15 protein-coding genes are annotated in these 19,209 nt (G+C 64.1%); 7 read left to right on the top strand and 8 right to left on the bottom strand.

What is annotated here, in order from left to right:
- Positions 1 to 44: 44 nt before the first annotated feature.
- Positions 45 to 686 (bottom strand): NAD(P)-dependent oxidoreductase, encoded by a 642-nt coding sequence (locus AB4Y82_RS01845; RefSeq protein ID WP_441604521.1) that lies wholly within the window; start codon positions 684 to 686, stop codon positions 45 to 47.
- A 170-nt stretch (positions 687 to 856) separates the two neighbouring features.
- Between AB4Y82_RS01845 and AB4Y82_RS01840 the strand changes: the two genes are divergently transcribed.
- Positions 857 to 1,753 carry a LysR family transcriptional regulator gene (locus tag AB4Y82_RS01840; protein ID WP_441604522.1) on the top strand — a complete coding sequence of 299 codons (897 nt, stop codon included), beginning with the start codon at positions 857 to 859 and terminating at the stop codon, positions 1,751 to 1,753.
- A 5-nt stretch (positions 1,754 to 1,758) separates the two neighbouring features.
- Here the strand turns inward: AB4Y82_RS01840 and AB4Y82_RS01835 are convergent, their stop codons facing one another.
- The 3 genes from AB4Y82_RS01835 to AB4Y82_RS01825 form a co-directional block, all read right to left on the bottom strand.
- Entirely contained in the window at positions 1,759 to 2,871 is a 1,113-nt protein-coding gene (locus tag AB4Y82_RS01835; RefSeq protein ID WP_441604523.1) for a calcium:proton antiporter, read from the bottom strand.
- Between the two features lie 84 nt (positions 2,872 to 2,955).
- A complete protein-coding gene (locus AB4Y82_RS01830; RefSeq protein ID WP_441604524.1) occupies positions 2,956 to 3,885 on the bottom strand; it encodes a DMT family transporter in 930 nt (309 codons plus the stop codon).
- Between the two features lie 50 nt (positions 3,886 to 3,935).
- Complete coding sequence (locus tag AB4Y82_RS01825; protein ID WP_441604525.1) at positions 3,936 to 6,098, bottom strand: AsmA family protein; 2,163 nt, start codon at positions 6,096 to 6,098, stop codon at positions 3,936 to 3,938.
- A 160-nt stretch (positions 6,099 to 6,258) separates the two neighbouring features.
- On the opposite strand from AB4Y82_RS01825, the gene AB4Y82_RS01820 reads away from it, so the two are divergent.
- On the top strand, positions 6,259 to 7,035 hold the full coding sequence (locus AB4Y82_RS01820) for a DUF4349 domain-containing protein (RefSeq protein WP_441611090.1): 777 nt from the start codon (positions 6,259 to 6,261) through the stop codon (positions 7,033 to 7,035).
- A gap of 49 nt (positions 7,036 to 7,084) precedes the next feature.
- On the opposite strand, the gene AB4Y82_RS01815 is transcribed toward AB4Y82_RS01820, so the two are convergent.
- Positions 7,085 to 8,020 (bottom strand): peptidylprolyl isomerase, encoded by a 936-nt coding sequence (locus AB4Y82_RS01815; RefSeq protein ID WP_441604527.1) that lies wholly within the window; start codon positions 8,018 to 8,020, stop codon positions 7,085 to 7,087.
- A gap of 194 nt (positions 8,021 to 8,214) precedes the next feature.
- Between AB4Y82_RS01815 and AB4Y82_RS01810 the strand changes: the two genes are divergently transcribed.
- The 3 genes from AB4Y82_RS01810 (at position 8,215) to poxB (ending at position 13,483) form a co-directional block, all read left to right on the top strand.
- Positions 8,215 to 9,039, top strand: a complete 825-nt coding sequence (locus AB4Y82_RS01810) for a plasmid replication/partition related protein (RefSeq protein ID WP_441611089.1) — start codon at positions 8,215 to 8,217, stop codon at positions 9,037 to 9,039.
- 241 nt (positions 9,040 to 9,280) lie between these two features.
- Positions 9,281 to 11,611, top strand: a complete 2,331-nt coding sequence (locus AB4Y82_RS01805; RefSeq protein ID WP_441611088.1) for an alpha-amylase family glycosyl hydrolase — start codon at positions 9,281 to 9,283, stop codon at positions 11,609 to 11,611.
- Between the two features lie 156 nt (positions 11,612 to 11,767).
- The gene (poxB, locus tag AB4Y82_RS01800) at positions 11,768 to 13,483 is read left to right on the top strand and encodes a ubiquinone-dependent pyruvate dehydrogenase (protein ID WP_441604645.1); all 1,716 of its coding nucleotides are present in this window, start codon (positions 11,768 to 11,770) and stop codon (positions 13,481 to 13,483) included.
- A gap of 6 nt (positions 13,484 to 13,489) precedes the next feature.
- On the opposite strand, the gene AB4Y82_RS01795 is transcribed toward poxB, so the two are convergent.
- Both AB4Y82_RS01795 and AB4Y82_RS01790 read right to left on the bottom strand, forming a co-directional pair.
- Positions 13,490 to 15,664, bottom strand: coding sequence for a PAS domain S-box protein (locus AB4Y82_RS01795; RefSeq protein WP_441604530.1), 2,175 nt, complete (start codon positions 15,662 to 15,664; stop codon positions 13,490 to 13,492).
- A gap of 150 nt (positions 15,665 to 15,814) precedes the next feature.
- Positions 15,815 to 16,645 carry an alpha/beta fold hydrolase gene (locus tag AB4Y82_RS01790; RefSeq protein ID WP_441604531.1) on the bottom strand — a complete coding sequence of 277 codons (831 nt, stop codon included), beginning with the start codon at positions 16,643 to 16,645 and terminating at the stop codon, positions 15,815 to 15,817.
- Positions 16,646 to 17,044: 399 nt separating this feature from the next.
- On the opposite strand from AB4Y82_RS01790, the gene AB4Y82_RS01785 reads away from it, so the two are divergent.
- Positions 17,045 to 17,284, top strand: a complete 240-nt coding sequence (locus tag AB4Y82_RS01785; RefSeq protein ID WP_441604532.1) for a hypothetical protein — start codon at positions 17,045 to 17,047, stop codon at positions 17,282 to 17,284.
- Positions 17,285 to 17,470: 186 nt separating this feature from the next.
- Here AB4Y82_RS01785 and AB4Y82_RS01780 read toward each other — a convergent pair whose 3' ends face one another.
- Entirely contained in the window at positions 17,471 to 17,626 is a 156-nt protein-coding gene (locus tag AB4Y82_RS01780; RefSeq protein ID WP_441604533.1) for a hypothetical protein, read from the bottom strand.
- 445 nt (positions 17,627 to 18,071) lie between these two features.
- On the opposite strand from AB4Y82_RS01780, the gene AB4Y82_RS01775 reads away from it, so the two are divergent.
- Complete coding sequence (locus AB4Y82_RS01775; protein ID WP_441611087.1) at positions 18,072 to 19,184, top strand: aminotransferase class V-fold PLP-dependent enzyme; 1,113 nt, start codon at positions 18,072 to 18,074, stop codon at positions 19,182 to 19,184.
- Positions 19,185 to 19,209: the final 25 nt, after the last annotated feature.

Below are 19,209 nucleotides of genomic sequence, written 5' to 3'. Positions count from 1 at the left end.
CGTCGGCATCCCGCGCCTCCCGTAATGATCGCAGGCCCGCAGCTTCAGTAGCCCACCGTGATCCGCTGCCGGCGCGCATCGTTCTTCTCGACGCGGTCCAACAACGCCACCGCATAGTCCGGCACGCTGATATGGCTCTTGCCGTTGGCGTCCACCAGCAACTGGTCGCTGCCGACGCGATACTTGCCGGTGCGCGGGCCGTCTTCAAGCAGCGCAGAGGGACTGATATACGTCCATTCCACCGCATTCTTGTCGTGACGAAAGACTTCCAGCGCCTTGATCTGGCCTTGGGCTTCGTCCTTCCATGCCGCGGGAAAGTGCGGGTCATCGATCACGCGCACGCCAGGCGAGGTTTCCAGCGACGCAGCGCCGCCCACCCATACCAGGCGCTTCACGCCCGCCTTGGGCAGGTAGTCGAGCACTGTCGCGGCGATGGCAGGCACCGCGTCGTTGGAGCCATCGCGACGGGCCGAGATGCTCACGACGAGAACGTCGGAACCACGTACCGCGTCCAGCCAGCTTTCCGGATCGGCGATATCACCGGTGACGACGTCGACGCGGTCGTCCCTGGCAGTCAGGCGCGACGGATCACGCACGATGGCGGTGACATCGGCACCGCGTGCAAGCGCTTCGTCGAGGATGGCGTGGCCGACATGGCCGGTAGCGCCGAACAAGGCGATCTTCATGGGTAGTGCTCTCCAGCGGGGATAGGGGAGTGCGGGGGACGATGACGGGGCTGCCGTGAAAAAACTGCCAGCGCCACCAACAAGGCCCAGCATGCGCCCGCGACAGATCCAGATAAACGCATCAAAGGAGAATTCACTGTAAAGTTTAAGTTGACAGTACGGAGGATGGCATGGCCGAGGTCAATCTCAATCGCTTGTCCGTGTTCACCGCGCTGGTGCGCGCGGGCTCATTCACCGCGGCAGCCGACGTGCTCGGCATGACCAAGGCCATGGTGAGCCAGCACATTGCGCGTCTGGAGAGCGAGCTGGGCGTAACGCTGTTGTCGCGCAGCACGCGGCGCATGACCTTGACCGAGGCCGGCAGCACGTTTCACGCCGCCTGTTTGAGCATTCTTGCCGAGGCCCAGGCCGCGATCGCCCAGGTCGGGCGCAGTCAGGAGCAACCCAGCGGCACGCTGAGGCTCACTGCCACCGGCGATTACGGCACGGCCGTGGTCGCGCCGGCGCTGGCGCAATTCCTGCGCGAGCATCCGTCGTTGCAGGCGGATCTGGTGCTCAACGATCACATGAGCGACCTGATCGCCGAGCGTTTCGACCTGGCCATCCGCATGGGCTGGTTGCGCGATTCCAATCTGCGTTCCACCCGCCTGAGCACGTTTCGCCAGTTGATGGTCGCTGCGCCTGAGTATCTCGCGCGCTGCGGGCAGCCGCGTGTGATCACCGATCTCGCATCGCACGACTGGGTCGCGCTCACCCTGCTGGCCACGCCGCTGCGATGGACGTTCACCGCGCCCGACGGCACACGACGCACCGTGCGCATGCGCCAGCGCGTGCAAGCGAACAATGTGACGACCGCACATGCGCTGGTATGCCATGGTGCGGGCGTCAGCGTGCTGCCGGATTATCTGGTCACGGAAGATATCCGCCAGGGCCGGCTGGTCGTGCTGATGGCGCAATACAGCTTGCCGGTGTGTGGCATCTACGCGGTGTATCCCGGACGCCAGCCGCCGGCTAAGGTGCGCGCCTTCATCGACCACCTGCGCGCGACGCTCGCTGCTTCGGGCTGATGGGCTCAGACCTGGAACATGTAGAACAGATAGGCCACGAACAGGATCAGGTGCACGGCGCCTTGCAGCACGTTGGTGTGACCGCTGGAAAACGTCACCAGGCTCACCGTCAGCGTGAGCAGGAACAACACCAGGTCGGTGTGCTGCAGGCCAAGCTCGATGGGATGCGCGGTGAGCTGGCTGATGACGAGGATGGCCGGAATGGTGAGGCCGATGGTCGACAGTACCGAGCCCAGGAAGATGTTTACCGAGCGCTGCATATGGTTGCCGCGCGCGGCACGCACGGCGCCGATGCCTTCCGGCGTGGCGACCAGCACGGCCATTACCAGTCCGGCCAGCGCCGCCGGTTTGCCCAGCGTTTCCACGACGTAATCGATCGGGTGGGCGAGCTTTTCCGCCAGATACACCACGGGAACCATATAGGCCAGCAAGAGCAGCGCGTGAAAGGTGGTGCGTGTCGCGCCTCCTTGCATCTCAGAAGGGCTTTCGTCGTCGTCCTCCACGGCCGCGAAATAGGCACGGTGGCGACGGGTCTGCAGGCCGATGAACGCGATGTACAACCCGGCGCAGATCACCGCGAGGAAGACCTCTTGTGCCAAGGTGAGCGTCTTGTGCGGGTCGATGGTGTAGTTGGGCATCACGAGCGCCAGGATGCCCAATGGAATGACGACGGCCAGGTAGGCGTTCGCGCCCTGCAGGTTGTACTGCTGCTCGCGATGCCGCCAGCCACCGACCAGCAGCGACAGGCCGACCATGCCGTTGAGCACGATCATGGTGACGGCGAACAAGGTGTCGCGCGCGAGCGTGGGGTTGTTCGCCCCGTGCAGCATGATGGCGGTGATGCTGATCACTTCGATGGTGGTGATCGACAGCGTCAGCACCAAGGTGCCATAGGGTTCGCCCAGCTGTTCGCCCAGGTGTTCCGCGTGTCGCACCACGGCCAGGGCGGAACCCAGGATCACGGTGAACAGCCATCCAAAAATGACGGCGAGCCACAGCGGATGATCGAGCCCGTCCAGCAGTCGCGGACCAAAGAGCAGGAAGGCGAGGGCGGTGGCCGCACTGATGGCCAGGAACCACTCGCGCCGTACGATTCTAGGGAATCTGACCCGCGTCATCGCAAGCACCTCCCCGCAGCCGTGATCGACGCTGGGCGTCGTGCACGTTCACCCGGTGGCGTAAGTCACCGTAGCGACGGCGGCCTATTCAACCACATTGTGGCTTTCGGCCGTGCCCAGCAGTTCCGGCTGGGTGGTCGCCGTCTGTTTGCGCGTCAACAGCGGGTGAACGAATACGGCAGCCAGGATCACCGCGACGCCGACATAGAACCAGCCATCCAGTTGGCGTTGTTCACCCAGCAGAAGGATCGCCAATACGATGGCGTAGACCGGCTCCAGGTTGGTCACCATCTGCGTGCCGAAAGCGCTCATATGGCGCAAGGCCACCAGTGCCAGGGCGAACGGCAGCAACGTGCAGCCGAACGAGAGCACGGTGAGCAGGGTGGCGTCGTGCAGGCTGGGCCATACAAACGCAGGCCCGGAGTGCGGTAGCAGCGGAGCCAGCAACGTAAGGAATAACGTGCCGGTGCCCAGCTCGATGCAGGTAACGGTGAGCGGGTCGCCGTGTTCCACCATGCGTTTGTTGAAGGCGCTGAACAGCGCCACCAGCAGTGCGGAGAGTGCGCCCACGACGATGCCCATGCGCATGCCCATCGGCACGCCGCCCACGACCATCGCCACGCCGGGGACCACGGCGACGCCGATCAACAGCTCACGCGGGTCGAACTTGCGGCGGGCGATCCAGGGTTCCACCAGCGAAAGAAAGACCGGCCCCAGCGCGATGCAGGTGGCGCCGACCGAGGCATTGGCAAGCTTGATGGCGGCGTAGAAGGTCAGCCAGTGCAGAGACACCAGCACGCCGATACCGGCATAAGCCCAGCGCAGTCTCGCCGGCATGGCCATCAAGCCACGCCATACCCGTGGCACCAGCAACAGTGCGCCCGACACCAGCAGCATGCGCCACCACACCAGTTGCATGGCCGGCAGGGTGATCAGCTTGCCCAGGATGGCGGTGAAGCCCCAGAGCAGCACGCAGAAATGGATCTGCCAGCGGGCCTTGTTGACCGGTTGCATGCACGAATGTCGACGAAGAGGGAGTCCGGCATTCTAGCCTTGCGGCGCGATCATTGGTGCGTGGCGGCGGCCTTGGCCTTGTCCGGCAGCGGTGCGGTGCGCGCCTTGGATGCGCCGCGCATCTGCTCGAGCACGGTGGCGCAGGTATTGTCCTGCTCGCCCTTGCTGGTGGCGACCAGCGGCAGCAGCGCGGCGACCGGTGCGGCGAACACGGCCAGCGCCACGGCGCCGCCGCCACGCAGGATCAGCGGCCCCGGCTGCACGCCGACATCGGGATCCTTGAGCGTGCCCTTCACGTAAAGGGGCGAGCGCAGGGAGAGGATGCGCACGCCCTTCGATTCGGGCCGCACGTCGAGGTCGAGCTTTTCGTTGGCGAAGTTGACCGTGCCATTCACGCGGATGGTGGCGTCTTCCGTGTCGAACACGAACAGCTGGGTCTGGTACAAGCCGTTGGTGGCCGACAGATCCGATGCCGCGCAATTGATCTTCACCGTCTTGTCGCCGAACAGCTTGACGATCACGATGTTCGCCACATTGAGGCCGGCCGTTTCCAGCAACGCCTTGCTGATGGCGCCGTCGTTCATCAGCAGCTTCAGCTCGCCGGTGGAGGTGCCCATCAGTTCGCTCACCGAGTTGCCGCGCGCATTGAGCGCCGCGTCGCCATTGATCTCGCCAAAGCTGGTCTGCATCGGCGCGAACTTGGGGAACAGTTCCTTGAGCTTGAGGTGCCGCGCCTTGAGCTTGATGTCGCCCTTCATCGGGCTGGTGCTGCCGTCGAGGCGCAGGTTGCTGTCGATCTTGCCGCTGGCGAAATCGAAGCTCAGTGGACTGAGCGTCAGCACGCCGTTAGTCATCACGATGTGGGTCTGCAGCGCATCGATCGGCAGCGCCGTATCGCGCACGATCTTGGCCGCGCTGAACGTGACATCCGCATCCATCGCGCGCCAACGATCGGTGCGGAACGGCTCGACGGGCAACACCTTGTCGCTAGGTTGCGGTGTGGCGTCGCCGCGTTGATCTTTCTCTGCGTTGGAGTCCGCGCCGATCAAAGGAGCAAGGTCAGAGAAGCGCAGCAGCTGCGACTTCACCGTGCCGGTCAATGTCGGACGTGCACTGCCGGTGTCGAAGGCGAGATCGCCGGCCAGATCGCTGCCGCCCACCCGCCCGCGGAAATGATCGTAGGAGAAATGACTGGCGCCCTTTTTCAGGGTCGCGCGCAGATGGCCTTCGGTCGCATACGGCGGCGTGTCGGGCAGGGTGACGCCAATCAGCGGATACAGCTTGGCCATGCTGCTGCCGGAGAACCACAGGCGGATATTGAGCGCGGCCAGGTGCAGCGGGTCGGTGAGCGTGCCCACCATGGCGATATGCGTATCTCCCACATGCATGTCGGCCTGCAGCGGGAACGGCTGGTCGGTCTCCTGCAGCGCGAGCACGCCGCCGGTCTTGCCGTTGCCGTCGACCGCGGCGCCCTGGTATTTGCCCTGGGCCTGGAACGCAAACTGGTAGGTGGCGCTGGTGTGGCCCGGTTGGTTTTCCTGTGTGCCCGCATCCTTCTCAAGCGTGGTCTTCGCATTGGCGCCGACGGTCTTGCTGGCCTGCTCGCGTGCATCGGCCGATTGCTGCGAGACGATGTCGCCATAGGGGATGGCGCGCTGCAAGGCCTCCATGGTGATCTGCAGATCGGCCTTGTTGATCGCATCGTTCAGCATGATATGACCGCGGTCAAAACCGATCGCATGCAGATCGAGTTTCCATGCCGAGGGCGTGGTGTTGTTGGTGAACGCAAACTCCCAGTTCGCCTGCCCTTGCGCATTGCGCTCCAGGTCGATGGCGGGCTGGGTGAGATAGAGCACCGGGATTTCCACCCGATGCACGATCAGCGGCAGCGGCGAAATGCGGAAGCGCAAGGCATCGAGCTGTGCAAAATGCGGTTGCTCGGTCCAGTCGGGATTGCCGATGCTGATGTTCTGCGCGATGAACTCCGGCCACGGCACCCAGCCTTCGATGCCGCTGGCGCGCTCTTCGCGTCGCCAGCGCACGCTCAGATCGCCATTGATGGCGAACGGCCGCCCCAAGGTTTCGCTGGCACGCGCATTGATGGTGGGCTTGAGACGATTCCAGTCGAACGTGGCGATCACGATCAACAACACCACGATCAGCGCCAGGCAGACGCCGATGATCCATGCCACTATTTTCCAACCCCGCCGCATGCCTTGCTCCCGTGAGGGTCTGCGGCCATCCTGCCGGTGCGAGGGGTGAAGAGCGCGTCGTCTTTGGGTATAGGGCCGCGGCAATGTTCACGCAGCATGGCGCTGAACGCTGCCGACGCGCGGGATCAGAAACGTCGACTAACAGGGGAAAGGCATGCGCATGTTGGAACGAGCAGTGCTGTTGGCAGCGCTTGTGGTGGTAGCAGCCGGATGTTCGAAGAAGCAGGAAGTGGCACCGTTACCTGTGCCAGGCGAAACGGCCAGCGGTGGGGCCAAGCTTGCGTATGAGCACCACCTGCGCATCACCTTGCCTGAAGCAGAGATTCCAGCGCGCATGGCCGCCGTGCGAAAGGCGTGTGAGTCGGCACAGTTTGGCGCATGCAATGTGTTGCGCATCGAGCAGGGCGAAAACAGCGCGATGTTGACGCTGCGCGTGGTGCCGTCCGGCGTGGAGCCGCTGACCGGCATGGCCAGCAAGGATGGGACGGTGGCGTGGCGGCAAACCCGCGCTGAAGACCTGGCGGACGCGGTGAATGACAACGAGCAGAAGCTGCAGCAGCTGGAAGCTTATTCAGCGCAGATGGAACAGCTGGCGCAACGCAAGGACCTGGCCACCAGCGACCTCATTGCGCTGGGCCATGAACGCGCTCAGATCCAGGTGCAGCGCGAAAGCCTTCAGAACACGGCCGCGCAACAACAGCGGCGTCTCGACACCAATCTGCTACAGCTGGATTTCGCCGATAAGAGTCGCGGCCACCGGCTTGGTGTGTCGCTCGGCGAATGGATGGACCAACTATACGACGGCATTCGCGACGCCTTGTCGATGCTTGCCTATGGCATCCCGTTCCTGTTGCTGGCGTTCCCGCTGGCGTTGGGATGGCGCTGGATCTGGCGCCGCGTAACGCGCAAGTCCCGCCTGCGCGAAGCGCCCCCGTAGTAGCTGAAACCAGGACGTTGCCGCCAGGGAGCGGCAACGTCTGACTTGATCAGTGCGCCGGCTTGGCGTCGCGCACGGGAATGCTCACGCTGCACAGGTCCACCTTGTGCACCGGCAATCGATAGAAGTCGTCCAGGCGATTGCGCTTGGCATCCACCAAAGCCGCGAAGGTGGCGCTGTCGGTGCGCAGCACTTCCACGTGGGGGCGCTGGTCAGCGGGAAGATCGGCGGCGAGGCGCACGGAGGGGATCGCCACGCGTTGTTCGGCCTTTTCATAGAAGCCCAGCGGGCCGGTACCGCGCGGCAGGCCCGAGAGGTATTCCACGCCTTGCAGCACGCGGCCGACTACGGCGATGTTGCGATCGAGTGCGCGCGGCGACTGGCCGATCACGGCATAAAGCTCGCTGCCGCTGCCGGTTTCAGGATCGATGTCGCGGCCCACGCCCACCATGCCGTAGCAATGGGTCAGCCACTCTTGCTGGCTGGCCTTGTCGCGCGCTACCGGGAACCCTTCGGAGAAGCCGACTTCCGCTGCGTAGAAATCGCCGTCCTTCAACGCGGTAAACGGGAGCTTGGCGTCGTAAGGGCGGGTGTATTCCGGCGGCAGCCGGTCCTTGGCCGAGCCCAGGGATTTGAGCTTGCTCTTGTCGCCCTCATCGTCACTGGCCGGGTCGCCCCACTGGGTGACGAAGTTGTCGTGCACCCGCACGATGGCGAGGCCGTCGTAATAGTGCTCGTGCGCCATGGTGCGGATATTGGCCACATGCAGCGGCGCAAAATCGGGAGCCAGCTCGATCAGCACGCGCCCCTGCGGCAGTTGCATGACCAGCAGGTTCTGCGGGTCGGGCGTGCGCCACTCCTGCGCCTGCGACTTGGCCAGCAGTTCCTTCGGCGAGGGCGTATGGGCAGGCTTCGCTTCGTCGGCCGCCACGGTGGCGGACAGCGAGACAGCGAGCGCAAGGGCAAGGCATTGGCGCAGCAGCATGGAATCCCCCTCGTCGGAAAGCCAGCAAGGTAGCAGAGCTGTCCTGGCGCCTCCATGCCCATCCCTGTGGGAGCGCACCCTGTGCGCGACGGCCTTACCAGTGCCTGCGCACGTTCCGCCGCCCCGCGCAAGCCGCGAAACCAGCGCGCAGGTTCTCTACAATGCCGCCCCTTTGCCCGCCGCAGCACGCTCCCATGGACATCGTCGTCAACGAAGAACTCAAGGCCTATATCGACCCGCTCACCCCGGACGAATACGAGGCGCTGGAACGCAGCCTGCTCGCGGAGGGTTGCCGCGACTCGCTGGTGCTATGGGGCGATGTCCTGGTCGACGGCCACAACCGCTACGGCATCTGCCGCAAGCACGACCTGCCGTTCAACACGGTGCAGAACACGCGCTTCCAGTCGATGGAAGACGTGCACCTGTGGATGATCGAGCAGCACCTTGGACGTCGCAGCGTGTCCGATTTCCAGCGCGGCGTGCTGGCACTGCGCAAGCGCGAGATCCTGCAGGAGCGTCGCACGCGCACCAAGCCGGCGGAGCAGGAAACCGCACCGGCTGCCGACGAGGTGCCGCCGTCCCCGGCGGCCGACGTGGCCGAAGCGCCCGCCAAGTCCGAGCCGCTGCCCAGCCGCCAGGCCATCGCGCGCGAGGCGAGGCTGAGCAACAACCAGGTGGTGATGATCGAAAAGATCCAGAAGCAGGCTGCACCGGAAGTGGTGGCGGCGGTGAAATCCGGCGTGTTGTCGATCAATGCGGCCGCGGCCGTGGCGACCTTGCCGGAGGACGAGCAGCGCGCCGCTGCCAGCGCCGGCGACGACGAACTCAAGCAGGCGGCCAAGCGCGTGCGCGAGGCCAAGCGCAAGCCCAAGCCGGTGGTGGAAGCAGGCGAGGGCGAGGATTTGCCGACCCTGCAGCGTCGCGTTGCCGAGCTCAAGGCCGAAGTGGCGGAGCTCAAGGCCGACAACGAAGCGCTGCGCGAACAGCTCGCCCGATGGGAACGTTCCGCCAGCGAGTGACGTTTTTGCGGACCCCGTTCGCAATGAATACGTATGCAGCCGCTGGTTGCTGCACTGCGATGCTTTCTAGGATGCGACGCACTGCCGCCCGAAAGGCGGTTGCGCGAGGGGAGTGCGCGCGACCGCGCTGAAGTTGCGAACGACAGTGGTGTTCGCTAGGCCGCCAGCCGTGGCAGGGAGTGCCCCATGGCGTTGCTGCTGTTCGACCTGATCGTCAACGAAGCAGGATGGAGGCTCACCCATGAAGTGCTCGAAAATCCTCGCCGCGCTGCTGGCCTGCGCGGCGCTCGCCGGCGTGCCCGCTGCAACGACCCACGCGGCTATCAACAGCATGAGTCTTGGCGCCAGTTACAACGCGCAAAAGACCAGCATCACCTTTCGCGTCTACTCGTCCAGCGCCACGCGCATCGTGTTGTACCTGTATGCGAGCGGCTATGGCGCGCAGGAATCGGCTACTTACACACTAAGCTCCGTCGGCAGCGGCGTATGGGCGGTGACGGTGCCGGTGTCGTCGATCCAGGCGGCGGGCATCACCGGTTCGGTGTACTACGGATACCGCGCCTGGGGACCGAACTGGCCGTATAGCAGCAGTTGGGGCAAGGGCTCGCAGGTGGGCTTCGTTTCCGATGTCGACGCCAGTGGCAATCGTTTCAATCCCAACAAGCTGCTGCTCGATCCCTATGCACAGGAAGTGAGCCAGGATCCGCTCAACCCGTCGAACCAGAACGGCAACGTGTTCGCCTCTGGCGCCAGCTATCGCACGACGGACAGCGGCATCTACGCGCCCAAGGGCGTTGTATTGGCGCCGAGCACGCAAGGCACCGGCACCAAGCCCACGCGTGCGCAGAAGGACGACGTGATCTACGAAGTGCACGTGCGCGGCTTCACCGAACAGGACACGTCGATTCCCGCGCAGTATCGCGGCACCTATTACGGGGCGGGGCTGAAGGCGAGTTATCTGGCCAGCCTCGGCGTCACCGCGGTGGAATTCCTGCCCGTGCAGGAAACGCAGAACGACGCCAACGATGTGGTGCCCAACTCGGATGCCAACCAGAACTACTGGGGCTACATGACCGAGAACTATTTTTCGCCGGACCGACGCTACGCCTATAACAAGGCGCCCGGCGGCCCCACGGCGGAATTTCAGGCGATGGTGCAGGCCTTCCACAATGCCGGCATCAAGGTGTACATGGACGTGGTCTACAACCATACGGCCGAGGGCGGCACGTGGACCAGCAACGACCCGACCACGGCAACGATCGAATCGTGGCGTGGCCTGGATAACGCCACTTATTACGAGCTGACCTCCGGCAACCAATATTTCTACGACAACACCGGCATTGGCGCCAACTACAACACGTACAACACGGTGGCGCAGAACCTGATCGTGGATTCGCTGGCTTATTGGGCGAACACCATGGGCGTGGACGGCTTCCGCTTCGATCTTGCTTCCGTGCTGGGCAATAGTTGCCTCAACGGTGCGTACACCTCGGCGGCGCCCAATTGCCCGAGCGGCGGATACAACTTCGATGCAGCCGATTCCAATGTGGCGATCAACCGTATCCTGCGCGAATTCAGCGTGCGCCCGGCCACGGGTGGCAGCGGCCTGGACCTGTTTGCCGAGCCTTGGGCGATCGGTGGCAATTCGTATCAGCTAGGCGGCTTTCCGCAAGGATGGTCCGAGTGGAACGGCGTGTTCCGCGACAGCCTGCGCCAGGCGCAGAACGAACTGGGCAGCATGACCATCCATATCACGCAGGATGCGAACGACTTCTCCGGTTCGTCCAACCTGTTCCAGGCCAATGGACGTTCGCCGTGGAACTCGGTGAACTTTATCGACGTGCATGACGGCATGACGCTGAAGGACGTCTATTCGTGCAACGGCGCGAGCAACAGCCAGGCATGGCCTTACGGCCCATCCGACGGTGGCACCAGCACGAACTACAGCTGGGACCAGGGCATGTCGGCCGGCACCGGTACGGCGCTGGACCAGCGTCGTGCCGCGCGCACCGGTATGGCGTTCGAAATGCTCTCGGCGGGCACGCCGCTGATGCAGGGTGGCGATGAATACCTGCGCACGCTCCAGTGCAACAACAACGCCTACAACCTGGACTCCAGCGCGAACTGGCTCACCAACAGCTGGACCACGGATCAGAGCAATTTCTACACGTTTGCACAGCGCCTGATCGCGTTCCGCAAGGCGCATCCGGCCCTGCGCCCGGCCAGCTGGTATTCCGCCAGCCAGGTGGTCTGGTACCAGTCCAGCGGTGCGACGGCAGACACCAACTATTGGAACAACACCAGCAACTACGCGCTTGCATACACCATCAATGGTCCGGCGCTGGGCGACAGCAACTCCATGTATATCGCCTACAACGGCTGGTCGGGCAGCGTCACCTTCACGCTGCCAGCGCCGCCCTCGGGCACGCAGTGGTATCGCGTCACCGACACCTGCAACTGGAACGATGGCGCCAATACCTTCGTATCACCCGGCAACGAAGCCTTGATTGGTGGCGCCGGAACAACCTACGGGCAGTGCGGGCAGTCCTTGCTGTTGTTGATCTCCAAGTAGTTCGCAAGCTTGCCTCCGCACGACCCACGCAGGTCGTGCGGAGGCGCGCGAGGCTGACATGGTTGTCACGCCGCCGACGCGATACTCGCTGGACCCGTCATGCCGTCTCTGGCGCGGGCCTTCCATCGAAGAGGTCGAGTTATGGCGCGTACGAAAGTGGCTGATGTCATCACCGAAACCCTGCACGTCGCCGGCGTGCGACGCATCTACGGCGTGGTGGGCGACAGTCTCAACGGCATCACGGAATCCTTGCGACAGCGCGGCGACATCGACTGGATCCATATGCGCCACGAGGAGGCCGCGGCTTTCGCCGCCGGCGCCGAGGCGCATCTGACGGGAGATCTTGCGGTTTGCGCAGGTAGCTGCGGCCCCGGCAATCTGCATTTGATCAATGGCCTGTTCGACTGCCATCGCTCGCGCGTGCCGGTGCTGGCGATTGCGGCGCAGATTCCCAGCGCGGAAATCGGCCGCGGCTATTTCCAGGAGACTCATCCGGAATCGCTGTTTCGCGAGTGCAGCCACTACTGCGAATTGGTATCCACGCCCGAGCAATTGCCCGCCGTGCTGGAAAGCGCGATGCGCGCGGCCATCGGCAAGCGCGGCGTGGCGGTGGTTGTCATTCCCGGCGACGTGGCCTTGCTTGAACTGGATGCCAAACCGTCGGCCGGTTCATCCATCGCGCTGCGTCCGCCCGTGGTGCGTCCGGCGCAACAAGATATCGATGCACTGGCGCAACTGCTCAACAGCGGCAAGGACATCACCTTGCTGTGCGGTCGCGGCTGCGCAGGCGCGCATGACGCCGTGGTAAAGCTGGCAGAGACCCTGCAGGCACCCATCGTGCACGCGTTTGGCGGCAAGGAATACCTGGAATACGACAACCCGTACGACGTGGGCATGACCGGCCTGATCGGATTCAGTTCCGGCTATTACGCCATGTTGAACTGCGACACCTTGCTGATGCTGGGCACGGGATTCCCGTATCGGCAGTTCTATCCCACCGACGCGAAGATTGCACAGGTGGATCTTCGCCCGGACAGTCTTGGTCAGCACGCGCGCCTGGACCTGGGCATGGTGGGCGATGTGGCGGCCACCATCGAGGCCTTGCTGCCGCAACTGAAGGCGAAGCAGGACAAGGCCCATCTCAACGCTAGCGTGTCGCACTATCGCAAGGCGCGCGAGGGGTTGGACGAACTGGCCACGGGCAAGCCCGGCCGCAAGCCGATCCATCCCCAATACCTCGCCAAGCTGCTGAGCGAGGCGGCGACGGACGATGCGGTATTCACCTTCGACGTAGGCACGCCATCGATCTGGGCGGCGCGCTATTTGAAGATGAATGGGCGACGTCGCCTGATTGGTTCGCTGGTGCACGGGTCGATGGCCAACGCGATGCCGCAGGCCATTGGCGCGCAGGCGGCCTATCCGGGCAGGCAGGTGATCAGCCTTTCCGGCGACGGTGGCTTCTCCATGCTGATGGGCGACTTTCTCACTCTCGTGCAGCAGAAGCTGCCGGTGAAAATCGTGGTGTTCAACAACCACACGCTGGGCTTCGTGGCGCTGGAGATGAAGGCAGGCGGTTATCTGGAAACCGGCACGTCGCTGGTCAATCCCGACTTTGCCGCGATGGCTCGTGCCGTCGGCGTGCATGGCATACGCGTGGAAGATCCCGGCGATCTGCCCGCCGCGATCAAGGATATCCTCGCGCACGACGGCCCCGCCTTGCTCGATGTGGTGACCAATACGCAGGAGCTAGCCATGCCGCCCAGCATCAAGCTGGAACAGGCCAAGGGCTTTGGCTTGTGGGCGCTGCGCACGGTCATCAACGGACGGGGCGACGAATTGATTGAACTGGCCAAGACCAATCTGTTCCGCTGAGCGGACTCAGCGCCCCTGGTAGCCGCGGTCGCGCCGCACGCGATACAACTGGCTGTCTGCGCTGGCCAGCGCGGCATCCAGCGGCATGCCGCCGATGCGTATGGCGTAGCCCATGGTGAAGCGGTTGGGCGCGCTGGCGCGCGCCGCTTCCAGTCGCCGCACGATGGCCAGCGTTTCCTGCTCGCCGGCGTGCGGCAGCAACACCAGGAATTCATCGCCGCCGGAGCGGATCACGATATCGTCGGGACGCACGTGCATGGTGAGGAAGTGGCCCATGGCCACCAGCACTTCGTCGCCGCGCTGGTGGCCATGCGTATCGTTGACCGACTTGAACCCTTCCAGATCGATCACGATGCAGCCCCAGCGATCGTTGTGTCCAAGCTGCTCGGAAACCTGGCCAAGGTAGCGTCGGTTGAACAAGCCAGTGAGTGAATCGCGCACGCTCCATTCGCGCAGCTGGCTTTCATGGCGCATGCGTTCGGTCACGTCCAGCGCGTGGCCGAGCACATAGGGTTCCTCGTCCTCGGTATCCAGCGAATTGTGGAACTGCCAGACCAGGTTGCGACCGTCCTTGGCCTTGATCTGCAACAGGCCGTGCGCAACGCCTTCGCCGGTGACGCGGCGCAGGTACGCATCGAAACTGCCGTGCAGCGAAGGATCGATCAGCTCCTTGAACGGACGTCCCAACAGTTCGCCGATCGAATAGCCCAGCGACTGCGCCGCCGCCGGATTCACCGAAAGAATGGTGCCGTGGAGGTCATGCGTGCAGATCAGGCCCAGGCTTTCCTCGAACAGTTTGCGGAAGCGGCGTTCGCTGCGCTGAACCGATTCCACCGCCTGCTTGCGCGCCGTGATGTCCTGGATCGCGCCAATGAGCAGGCACGGCCTGCCATGCTCGAACTCGACCGCGCCGGCGGCGCGAACCCAGATGTGGCGTCCCTTCGCGGTGATCATCGGCAGTTCGAGATCCCAGCCCTTGCCGTCTTCGGCGCCCCTGGCCACGGCCTGCTGAATTTGCTCGCGCGCTTCGGGAGCGTAGTAGTGGATCGCTTCGCCAAGCGTGGGGATATGGCCTGCCGGCAGATCATGGATGGCGCAGGTCTGATCCGACCAGGTGAGTTGATGGGTCGCCAGATCCAGCTGCCAGCCGCCCACGCCGGCGACGCGTCCCGATCGATCGAGGAAGGCCTCGCTTTCATGCAGGCGACGCTCCATGCGCTTGCGCTCGGAAACATCGACCAGCGTCCCGTAGATCCATAGCGCTTTGCCCTCGTCGGTGCGGCTGATCACACGGCCGCGCAGCAGGCCCCACAACCAGTGGCCATCCTTATGGCGCAGACGTGCTTCGCTCTCGAACAGCGAGCGCTCGCCCCGCAGATGTTCCTGCAGGCACTGGTCCATTTGCGGCAAGTCGTCGGGATGGGTGAGGCGGCGTTGCGCGCCCTGGATGATGCCGCCTTCGTCCGCCCGCACATCGCGCCATACGCTGGAGGAGAGCAGGTCCAGATCTTCCAGCGCATAACCGAGAATGCTGGCCCACTGTTCGTTGAAGCGCATCTCGCCGGTCTGCACGTTCCATTCCCAGGTGCCCGCCTGCGAGGCATCGAGGATGGCTGCCAGGCGCGTGCGGTCTTCCATCAACAGGCGATGCAGCAAGGCCTCGCGGTGCAGGGACTCGCTGTGTTCGAGCGCGGCCTTGCGTTGTTCCAGGGCCTCGGCAGCGGCGATCGCCAGCTCCTGCAGGATGGCCGCGTGCTCGCTGGACAAACGTCGCGGCTGGCGATCGATCACGCACAGCGCACCCATGCGCAGGCCATCATTGAGCGTGATCGGCGCGCCGGCATAGAAACGGATATGCGGGTCGCCAGTGACCAGGGGATTGTCGGCGAAGCGCGGATCTTCGGTCGCATCGGGCACGACGAATGGCTGATCGCCAAGTATGGTGTACGAACAGAAGGCCACGGCACGCGAGGTTTCGCGGGTGCCCTCCAGGCCCACGTTGGACTTGAACCACTGCCGCTGATCGTCCACCAGGGTCATCAGCGCGATAGGGGCGCCGGTGAGCAGGGAGGCGGCCTTGGTCAGGGCATCGAACAGGGGCTCCGCTTCCGTGTCGAGTACGCCCAGCGAAAGCAGGCGCTCGAGCCGTCGTCCTTCGTCGGTGGATAGCGGAGCCGACACGGCCATAAAACCCCCGGGCATTCGTGTGCGCCAGACTATCCGCCGGTATTTGTGAGCACGCTGTGGTTGCGGTCACAGGGCGTGCCGCGGGCGGTGCTTCAGCTGCGATGAAAGCAGCCCCCGCGCCGGGCGCAGGGGCTGCGGGGTGCATCAGCTCTTGAAGAACTCGAGCAGGTCCTTGTTGATCACGTCATGATGGATGGTGAATGCGCCATGCGGGTAGCCCGGATAAATCTTCAGCGTGGCGTTCTTGAGCAGCTTGGCCGACAGCAGGGCCGCGTCCTTGTACGGCACGACTTGATCGTCGTCGCCGTGCAAGACCAGGGCGGGCTTGTCGATTTTCTTGAGGTCTTCGGTGAAATCGGTTTCGGAGAAGGCCTTGATGCAGTCGTAGTGGGCCTTGGTGCCGCCCATCATGCCCTGGCGCCACCAGTTGTCGATGGTGCCCTGCACGGGCTTGGCGCCCGGACGGTTGAAACCGTAGAACGGCCCTGAGGCGACATCCACGTAGAACTGCGCGCGGTTGGCCGCGAGTGCCTCGCGAAAACCGTCGAACACTTCCAGCGGCAAGCCATCGGGGTTGTCCTTGGTCTTGAGCATGAGCGGCGGCACGGCGCTGATCAGCACGATCTTGGCCGTGCGCTTGAGGCCGTGATTGGCCACGTAATGAACGACTTCGCCACCGCCAGTGGAGTGACCCACGTGGATGGCGTCGTGCAGATCGAGTTTCTCGGTGAGCGCGGCCAGGTCGGCCGCGTAGTGGTCCATGTCGTTGCCGTCTTCGGTCTGCGTGGATCGACCATGGCCGCGACGGTCATGCGCGATGACGCGATAGCCATGACTGAGGAAGAACAACATCTGTGCATCCCAGTCGTCTGCCGACAGCGGCCAGCCATGGCTGAAAACGATGGGCTGGCCCTTGCCCCAATCCTTGTAATAAATCTCGACGCCGTCTTTGGTGGTGATCGTACTGCTGCCCATGTGCTTGCACCTGTTGGTTGAGTTGCGCGTGACTTAAGACCTGGCGTCGACGACGCCAGTTGAGGAGTGGAGCGATAAGCGGTGATGGCGAATGCAGCCGCGCACGACGACGTGGAAACGTGACCGTTTCCCGTACTCGTTGACCCCTGTGGCTGGCGTGGCATCCGAACCGGGCGCGGGGAGCCGCCAATGCCGGGCAGGTGATTGGCTGGGGATCCCAGCGTTGCGTCACAGCGCCGGTCGCACGACACGCCGAAAAAGAGTCCACTTTTGCGAGTGAAGTGGACGTCAAGCGGGTGGCTCGTCGTTGCCAGTCGCAAGGCTCGCCGCGAGCGCTGCGAAATGGACGAGAAAGGGACCGGTGCAACCGTAGCCACTTTCGACCGAGGGCCCAAGATCGTGCGTTACTCCAAAGAGCAATGGGCAACGATGTTTGCCGCGCTGGATGAGGAACTCAACGGATTGGCAAGGCGCGATGCGCCGGAAGAGGACTTGTGGGCAGCATTCGAGCAGCTGGTCCAGGTGCCGTCATCATCGATCGATCGCGGGGATAGCCGATGGTGGTGGGAGCAGGTCTACGCCGCGATGGAACGTCACGGACTGACCGAACTCAGCCGGCAGGCCTCCGCCGCGGGCTGAAGCCCTCGACGATGCAGCGACGGATGGGCGATGCCGCGCGTGCAGGCATCGGGTGCGGCCTTCAGGTGCGGGTGCTGGCGCTGGTCTAGCCCCGGGATATCCCCGGGGCTAGCTGTCGGTGCGGATCTCGCTGATGGGATCGTTCGAGCGTGCGACGGCAAGCGACGCGGTGCGCAAGCGAGTGACTCAACCGGCCGGCTGTGCCGTGGTGGCCACCGGAGCCGCGCTGGCGACAGCGGCGTTGGTATAGGTCGGGGCGGCGATCATCGCACCCAGGGTCAACACGCAGACCAGCATGCAGGCGGCGAACAGGCTGTGCAGCATCAGGTTTTCGAATTTCATGGTCGTTCTCCTTCACGGGGGTTGTCGGGTGGCTCTTACTGGGCCTTTCACTGGATATATGGCAAGCCCCGTGCCAACCTCGCACATCGCTGGCATCCCGCATTCCCAAGCCATTTGTGCGCATCGCTACGTTGGATCGTCAGTGTCCGCGGACGGTGTCCGGACAAGCACGGCGGACTGCGGACACGTACAGCGGACGCGCAAGACGTGCAGACCGTGTGAACGTCGGTGCTTTCGATTGGCGCAGCGACAGGCCGGGCGCGCAAATCCTTGTGCTAGCGTGCGCCATCTGTTTGCCGCGGCCGCGCACATCGTTTATGAGCGGCCATAGGCGTTACCGCATCAAGGAATACGCGTTGTGCCGCCGATAGCGCCCCTGATTTCCCGCGACCTGTTCGATATGCCGCCGACCGTGCGGTGGTTTTCGCACTGCAAGGATGGCCCCTTGCCCCGCGCGTCGGCCGACGCAGTGCGCGCGCTGATGGCGTCGGAGTTGCGGCCCTGGGACGTGCGCTGGAACGAAGACTTCCTCGACGTGCAGCGTTCGCTGCGCGAGATCGGCGCCACCTTGCTCGGTGTCGACGCGCAGGACATCAGCCTGGTCACCTGCACATCCACCGGGCTGGAAGTGGTAGCGCTGGGTTATGCGTGGCAGGCGGGCGACGAGGTCGTGATTCCCGCCGGCGAATTCCCGAGCAATCGACTGCCGTGGCTGGCGCTGGCCGGCAAGGGCGTGACGTGTACGGAAGTGGAGCTGTGGGCCGGCCAGCTTGCCCAGCCGTCTGTCGCGCCCGATGCGCAGATCGAACCGGAGCAGCGTTTGCTGGATGCGATCACGCCGCGCACGCGCGTGATGGCGGTTTCGTGGGTGCGTTACCAGGATGGCATCCGCCTCGACCTGGAAAAACTCGGTCGCGGTTGTCGCGCACGCGGCGTGCATCTGGTGGTCGATGGCATCCAGGGCGCGGGCACCGTCGCGACCTCGTTCGAGGGCATCAGTGCGTTTGCCAGTGGCGGGCACAAGGGTTTGCTCGGCATGCAGGGGCAGGGGTTGCTGTGGACCGAGCGGAGCTTCCGTCAACAGCTCGTACCGCTGGGCACCTGGCTTTCGGCACCGGATGATTTTTCGCAGAGCGGCGCGCAGGCGCAGAACGATGCGCTGTGGGCCACCGACGGTCGGCGCCTGGAAGCAGGCAGCCCGTCGATCGTGTCATGTGCGGCGCTGGCGTCGTCCATTCGCCTGCTGGTGGAAAGCGGCGGCGCGGTCAGGCTGCAGGCGCACATCGCTGGCTTGCAGCGCGCCTTGCTGGCCGCTCTGGCGGCAAACGCAGCGTGGGTTGCTGAAGCACAGCGACTGGATGAACTCCTCAACGCAGGCAGGTTGGGATCCATCTTGTCGTTCGCTGTTCCGGCGGAACGTTGCGAACGCTTGCTGCGTGCCGCCGACGCGCAAGGCATCAGCACCAGCACACGCGAGGGCTATCTGCGCATTGCCCTGCATGGGTGGCATGACACGAGAGACATCGAACGCTGCGCACAATGGTTGACTGCGCATTAGGCTGCGGCGCAACCGAGCCGTTTTA

The organism is Dyella sp. 2YAF14, from assembly GCF_052114725.1.
In the GTDB taxonomy this organism is placed as follows: domain Bacteria; phylum Pseudomonadota; class Gammaproteobacteria; order Xanthomonadales; family Rhodanobacteraceae; genus Dyella.
This window is presented reverse-complemented; position numbering and strand designations above follow the sequence as displayed.